Source organism: Thermodesulfobacteriota bacterium, assembly GCA_036482575.1.
Taxonomy (GTDB): domain Bacteria; phylum Desulfobacterota; class GWC2-55-46; order GWC2-55-46; family JAUVFY01; genus JAZGJJ01.
In genome coordinates, this window is sequence record JAZGJJ010000225.1 from 1 (window position 1) to 6,470 (window position 6,470).

Consider the following 6,470-nt stretch of genomic DNA (forward strand, 5'->3'; position numbering starts at 1 on the left):
CTTCAGAGACCCCGAGAGAGAGGTGCCGCCGGGGGATGACTCCATCATAAGCCCGGCCGACGGCAGGGTCATAAAGGTCGAGCCGGCCAGCGAGGATACGCTCCTCAAGGGAGAGGCGACGAAGATAAGCATATTCATGAACGTCTTCAACGTCCACGTCAACAGGGTGCCGGCTTCGGGCAGGGTCACGGCCGTCGCCTATCACCCGGGAAAATTCTTCTCGGCCGACCTGGACAAGGCCAGCGAGGATAACGAGAGGAACGCCATACTCATAGAGACCCCGGGCGGCAAGAGGTTCGTTACCGTCCAGATCGCGGGCCTTATAGCCAGGAGGATAGTCTGCTGCCTCAAAGAGGGTGTAGACGTAGAGAAGGGCAAGAGGTTCGGGATGATCAGGTTCGGCTCCAGGCTCGACGTCTACCTCCCGCCGGAGGCGAGGGTGGAGGTAAGGGTCGGCGACAGGGTCAAGGCCGGGAGTTCCATACTCGGCTACTGGTAGGAGGTCAAAATGCTGGATAACGAGATAGACAATAAAGGCAAGAGCCGGAAGGGGATAAAGAGGGGCGTCTATCTGCTGCCGAACCTCATCACCTCGGCGAGCCTCTTCGGCGGTTTTTACGCCATAGTCGCCTCGCTCGACGGCAACTTCGAGATGGCGGCCGTGGCGATAATCATCTCGGGGCTCCTCGACGGGTTGGACGGGAGGCTGGCCAGGCTTACCGGCACAACGAGCAAGTTCGGCGTGGAGTACGACTCGCTCTCGGACCTCGTGGCCTTCGGGCTCGCCCCGGCCATACTTATCTTCACCTGGGCGCTCAGGCCGTTCGGTAGGTACGGATGGCTCGCGGCCTTCCTCTTCGTGGTATGCGCGGCGCTCAGGCTCGCGCGCTTCAACGTCCAGATAACCACTATCGAGAGCAAGCGATTTAACGGACTGCCGGTACCGGCCGCCGCCGGGCTCGTGGCCTCCACGGTGCTCCTCCTCCACTACATAGGACAGCCCGAGACGGTAAAGCACGTCACGGTACTGCTACTCGTGTACACGCTGGCCTTCCTCATGGTCAGCAACGTAAAGTACTACAGCTTCAAGGAGCTTAACCTCTCGAAGAGGATGCCGTTTAACCTGCTGGTGGCCCTTATATTCGTCTTTATCGTAATCGCCGCGCAGCCGCAGATAATGCTCTTCGCGCTTGCGTTCTCCTACACGGCCTCCGGCCCCCTTACCACGCTCTTGGACAGGAGGAAGAAAGCCGCGGCAAAGGCCATAGAGGCGGCGGGGGAAGCGGGGGTGGGTGGAAAAGACGGAGGCAGGGCCGCGGAGGATCGTCCCCGTAAATAAAACGGGTAGAGATTATGGATAACCATGTAAGGATATTCGATACCACCTTGAGGGACGGCGAGCAGTCGCCGGGCGCCTCCATGAACGTGGAGGAGAAGGTGATCGTGGCGAGGCAGCTCGCCAAGCTCGGGGTGGACATAATAGAGGCCGGCTTCGCCTTCAGCTCGCCTGGCGACTTCGAGGCCGTCGCGAGGATCGCTCAAGAGGTGGAGGGGCCGGTGGTCTGCTCGCTCGCGCGTTCCATACCCGGCGATATAGAGTCGGCCCGGGACGCCTTGAAGGGTGCCGCTAAGCCGAGGATACACACCTTTATCTCCACCTCGGACATACATCTAAAGCACCAGTTCCGCATGACGAGAGAAGAGGCCCTGAAGAGGGCCGTGGAGATGGTCTCTCTCGCCCGGGGCTACGTCGACGACGTGGAGTTCTCCCCCATGGACGCCTCCAGGAGCGAAGTGTCCTATCTCTACGAGGTAATAGAGGCGACCATAGAGGCGGGTGCGACGACGGTGAACATCCCGGACACGGTAGGGTACGCGCTGCCGGATAAGTTCGGAGAACTCATAAAGGGGATACGGGATAACGTGCCGAACATAGGCCGCGCCGTCATATCGGTCCACTGCCATAACGACCTCGGGCTCGCCGTGGCCAACTCGCTTGCCGCCGTAATAAACGGCGCCAGACAGGTGGAGTGCACCATAAACGGCATAGGCGAGAGGGCCGGGAACGCCTCCCTGGAAGAGATAGTGATGATCATAAAGACACGGCGGGACGTCCTCGGCCTCGATACCGGCATAAACGCCGAGCAGATATACCCGTCGAGCAGGCTCGTCACCGGCATAACCGGCATGGTGGTACAGCCCAACAAGGCCATAGTCGGAGATAACGCCTTCGCCCACGAGGCCGGCATACACCAGGACGGGCTCCTGAAGGAGAAGACCACCTACGAGATAATGAGCCCCGAGAGCGTAGGGATAGCCCAGTCCACGCTCGTTATGGGGAAGCACTCGGGCCGCCACGCCTTCAAGGTCAGGCTCGCCGAACTATGCTACGAGCTCGGCGATGAGGATTTAAACAAGGCCTTCGCGCGCTTCAAGCGCCTTGCCGACAAGAAAAAAGAGATCTTCGACGAGGACATAGAGGCCATCGTGCAGGACGAGGTGTTGAGGATCGAGGTGGCCGAGCGTTATAAGCTCTTGAAACTCAACGTGGCGAGCGGCACGGAGACCCAGCCCCGTGCCACGGTCGAGATGGAGGTCGACGGCAAGGTAGTAAAAGAGGAGGGTGTCGGCGACGGGCCGGTGGACGCCGCCTTCAAGGTGATAAAGAAGGTAACCGGCACCGGGAGCGAGCTCCTGAGGTACTCGGTCAACGCCATAACCGGAGGGACCGACGCCCAGGGCGAGGTTACGTGCAGGCTCAGGGAAGGAGAGCACATAGTGCTCGGCCAGGGCGCCCACACCGATATAATCGTGGCGAGCGCGAGGGCCTACATAAACGCGCTTAACAGGCTCGCCCACAGGAAACAGGTAAGGAAGGAACGGCTCATATGAGACCTATGACCATAACGGAAAAGATACTCGCGAAGCACGCGGGCCTCAAGGAGGTCGTGCCGGGCGAGCTCATAAACGCAAGGGTGGACATCGCGCTCGGTAACGACATAACCGCGCCCATAGCCATCAAGGCTTTCAGGAAGATAGGCGCCAAAAAGGTCTTTAACCGTAAGAGGGTCGTCCTCATCCCGGACCACTTTACGCCCAATAAGGACATCCAGTCGGCCGCGCAGTGCAAGGTGTTGAAGGAGTTCGCGATCGAGCAGCGGCTCACGCACTACTTCGAGGGCGGGGACGTCGGGGTGGAGCACGCCCTCCTGCCGGAGAAGGGGATAGTCGGGCCCGGCGACCTCGTAATCGGCGCGGACTCGCACACCTGCACCTACGGCGCTCTCGGAGCGTTCTCGACGGGAGTGGGCTCCACCGACCTCGCGGCCGCCATGATAACGGGAAAGCTCTGGTTCAAGGTGCCGGAGTCCGTTAAGTTCGTCTTCCGCGGGAGGCTCAGGAAATGGGTCAGCGGGAAGGATTTAATCCTCCGAACCATAGGGGACATAGGCGTTGACGGCGCCCTCTACAGGGCGATGGAGTTCACCGGGAGCGTTATAAAAAAACTCAGCATGGACAGCCGCCTTGCCATGTGCAACATGGCCATAGAGGCCGGCGGCAAGAACGGTATTATAGAGCCGGATGAAACGACCGAAGAGTACGTAAAGAGGCGGACCGAACGGGCTTATAAGTTCTACTCCAGCGACCGGGACGCCGAGTACTCCGACGTCATCGAATACGACTGCTCGAAGATAGAGCCGCAGGTAGCCTGCCCGCACCTGCCCGAGAACACGAAGAACGTAACCGAGGTCGGGAACATCCCGATAGACCAGGTAGTGATAGGCTCGTGCACCAACGGGAGGCTAGAGGACATGCAGGTGGCGGCGAGAGTCTTGAAGGGGAAGAAGGTGGCCAAGTACACGAGGCTCATCGTAATCCCGGCCACCCCCTTCATATACGAGGAGTCCATGAGGCGGGGGTGGTTCGACGTATTCCTCAAGGCAGGCGGGGTGATAAGCCCTCCCACGTGCGGGCCGTGTCTTGGCGGACACATGGGCGTACTCGCCGCCGGAGAGAGGGCCGTAGCCACGACCAACAGGAACTTCGTCGGAAGGATGGGGGACGTGAAGAGCGAGGTCTATCTTACGAACCCGGCCGTGGCCGCGGCCTCGGCCGTGAAGGGCCGCATCGCCCACCCCGACGAGGTCGTGCGGTAAAGAATAAAACGGAGAAGCACGAGGATGAAAATTAAAGGAAGAGTCTGGAAGTTCGGTAAGGACATCGATACCGACAGGATAATCCCGGCCAGGTATCTCACCACGAGCGACCCGGCGGAGCTGGCGAAGTACTGCATGGAGGACGAGGACCCGTCTTTCAGCAAGAACGTGAGGGCCGGGGACATAATCGTAGCCGGAAAGAACTTTGGCTGCGGCTCTTCCAGGGAGCACGCCCCGATAGCCATAAAGGCCGCCGGGGTGGGCTGCGTGGTGGCAAAAAGTTTCGCGAGGATCTTCTTCCGTAACTCGTTCAACATGGGTCTTCCCATACTCGAGTGCCCGGAGGCGGTCGGCTCGGCAAGGACGGGCGATATCTTCGAGGTCGACATGGCGAGCGGGGAGATACGCAACGTGACCCGGAAGAAGAAGTTCAAGGCACGCCCCGTACCGCCCTTCATGCAGGAGCTTGTAAGGGCCGGGGGACTTATGAAGTGGATAAAGAAAAAAGGGTTTTAATCTAACCGATAGGAACAACGGGGGCGGCAACGGGTGCCGTCGTAATCAACCGGCAAACAGGGGGTAGTAATGAGGAAAGAAGGCGCAAAGAGCAGCACCATATCGAGCGAAAAGCTTCACATCGAGAACAAGACCATCTTCGTCGACCTGAAGGAAAACGACCTCGGGAAGTTCCTGCAGATAGCCGAGCTCTCCAACGACCGGCGTTCCACTGTGGTCATACCGTTCAGCGGTTTCCCCGAGTTCCTGGAGAGCCTCAAGAAGGTGGCGGCGGAAGAGCCGGCGGCCTGATGAAACGTATACTGGTACTACCGGGCGACGGGATAGGGCCGGAGATAATCCGGGAGGCCACCCGTGTGCTCGCCGCCGTGGCCAAGCGCTATACGGTCGGGATCGAGCTGGTCGACGAGCTTGTGGGCGGCGCCTCCATAGACGCCCACGGCGTGCCTCTTACCGACCGGGTGCTCGAACTCGCCCTCGGGAGCGACTGCGTGCTGCTGGGGGCGGTCGGGGGGCCGAAGTGGGAGGGGCTCGACTATTCGGTAAGGCCCGAGAGGGCGCTATTGAGACTCAGAAAAGAGCTCAACCTCTTTGCCAACCTGAGGCCCGCCACCATACACTCGGCGCTGGTAGACGCCTCGACACTCAAGCGCGAGGTCATCGAGGGGGTGGACCTCCTTGTCGTAAGGGAGCTCACCGGCGGCCTTTACTTCGGTACGCCCAGGGGGGTGCAGGGTCTCCCGGACGGGACGGAGAAGGGCGTTAACACCATGGTCTACACCACCTCCGAGATAGAGAGGATCGCCAGGGTCGCCTTCGACGTTGCGAGGAAGAGAAGTAAGAAGGTCATGAGCGTGGACAAGGCCAATGTACTCGAGGTCACCGAGCTCTGGAGGAAGGTGGTCACCGAAGTGAGCCGCGACTACCCGGATATCGTGCTCAACCACATGTACGTGGACAACTGCGCCATGCAACTCGTAAGGGACCCGGGCCAGTTCGACGTAATAGTCACGGAAAACACTTTCGGCGACATACTCTCGGACGAGGCCGCCATGCTGACCGGCTCCATCGGCATGCTGCCGTCGGCGAGCCTCGGCGACGGCTCCTCGGCCATGTACGAGCCCATACACGGGAGCGCCCCGGACATAGCCGGGAAGGATACGGCCAACCCGCTTGCCACCATACTGTCGGTGGCCATGATGCTGCGTTTTTCGTTCGAACTCCCGCAGGCCGCCGAAATGGTAGAGAACGCCGTGGAGGCCGTCCTGAACAAGGGTTTCAGGACCAGTGACATATACAGGGAAGGGACCAAACAGGTCGGCTGCAGGGAGATGGGGAAGAGGGTAGTGGACGAACTGGAAGGTTAACCGCCACCTCACGAAGGAGTGCACTCGAAAATGAACGGCGGCACTGAAAAGGTATCGAACCTCCTCGGGGAGAGGCATGACCTCTTCGACGTGCTCATGGACGCCCTCCCGTTCAAGTTCTTCATTGTCGATAGAGAGATGCGGGTCGTCGCCTGGAACAGGAAGGCGGAGGAGGGGACCCCGGGCGTTAAGGGGGGCAAATCCTTATCTTCCGGCCGGAAGATAACGAACGATTTCGAGGAGGTCTTTCAGCGCGGCGCGGTCTTGCGCGGCGACGAGGAGTCCACGCTCAAGGGAGGCGAAAAGAAACACTACCGGGTGACAAAGACGCCGCTCCACCTTGATGAGGAGGGGGGGGAGGGGGGAGAGGGGGTTGTCTCCCACGTGGCGGTCTTCATGGAGGACGTGACCGAGAAGCACCGTATGGAGG

At 60.2% G+C, this 6,470-nt stretch carries 8 protein-coding genes; all 8 read left to right on the forward strand.

Translation table 11 applies throughout. The features are described from left to right. The coding region (locus V3W31_10100) for a phosphatidylserine decarboxylase family protein (GenBank protein ID MEE9615280.1) at nucleotides 1-499 on the forward strand (499 nt) is incomplete at its 5' end. Nucleotides 500-508: 9 nt separating this feature from the next. Further along, nucleotides 509-1,339 (forward strand): CDP-diacylglycerol--serine O-phosphatidyltransferase, encoded by an 831-nt coding sequence (pssA, locus tag V3W31_10105; protein MEE9615281.1) that lies wholly within the window; start codon nucleotides 509-511, stop codon nucleotides 1,337-1,339. Between the two features lie 14 nt (nucleotides 1,340-1,353). Continuing rightward, nucleotides 1,354-2,892, forward strand: a complete 1,539-nt coding sequence (locus V3W31_10110) for a 2-isopropylmalate synthase (GenBank protein MEE9615282.1) — start codon at nucleotides 1,354-1,356, stop codon at nucleotides 2,890-2,892. A 5-nt stretch (nucleotides 2,893-2,897) separates the two neighbouring features. Next, nucleotides 2,898-4,157, forward strand: coding sequence for a 3-isopropylmalate dehydratase large subunit (gene leuC / locus V3W31_10115; GenBank protein ID MEE9615283.1), 1,260 nt, complete (start codon nucleotides 2,898-2,900; stop codon nucleotides 4,155-4,157). Nucleotides 4,158-4,181: 24 nt separating this feature from the next. After that, nucleotides 4,182-4,673, forward strand: a complete 492-nt coding sequence (leuD, locus tag V3W31_10120) for a 3-isopropylmalate dehydratase small subunit (protein MEE9615284.1) — start codon at nucleotides 4,182-4,184, stop codon at nucleotides 4,671-4,673. 69 nt (nucleotides 4,674-4,742) lie between these two features. Beyond that, a complete protein-coding gene (locus tag V3W31_10125) occupies nucleotides 4,743-4,964 on the forward strand; it encodes a DNA-binding protein (GenBank protein MEE9615285.1) in 222 nt (73 codons plus the stop codon). Next, nucleotides 4,964-6,040 (forward strand): 3-isopropylmalate dehydrogenase, encoded by a 1,077-nt coding sequence (gene leuB / locus V3W31_10130; protein MEE9615286.1) that lies wholly within the window; start codon nucleotides 4,964-4,966, stop codon nucleotides 6,038-6,040. The genes V3W31_10125 and leuB overlap by 1 nt, the downstream gene beginning before the upstream one ends. A 30-nt stretch (nucleotides 6,041-6,070) precedes the next feature. Continuing rightward, on the forward strand, nucleotides 6,071-6,470 hold a 400-nt coding region (locus V3W31_10135), incomplete at its 3' end, for a PAS domain-containing protein (GenBank protein MEE9615287.1).

Coding starts and splice junctions, on each gene's coding strand:
- pssA (MEE9615281.1), top strand. CDS start 509: ATGCTGGATAACGAGATAGACAATAAAGGCAAGAGCCGGAAGGGGATA.
- V3W31_10110 (MEE9615282.1), top strand. CDS start 1,354: ATGGATAACCATGTAAGGATATTCGATACCACCTTGAGGGACGGCGAG.
- leuC (MEE9615283.1), top strand. CDS start 2,898: ATGACCATAACGGAAAAGATACTCGCGAAGCACGCGGGCCTCAAGGAG.
- leuD (MEE9615284.1), top strand. CDS start 4,182: ATGAAAATTAAAGGAAGAGTCTGGAAGTTCGGTAAGGACATCGATACC.
- V3W31_10125 (MEE9615285.1), top strand. CDS start 4,743: ATGAGGAAAGAAGGCGCAAAGAGCAGCACCATATCGAGCGAAAAGCTT.
- leuB (MEE9615286.1), top strand. CDS start 4,964: ATGAAACGTATACTGGTACTACCGGGCGACGGGATAGGGCCGGAGATA.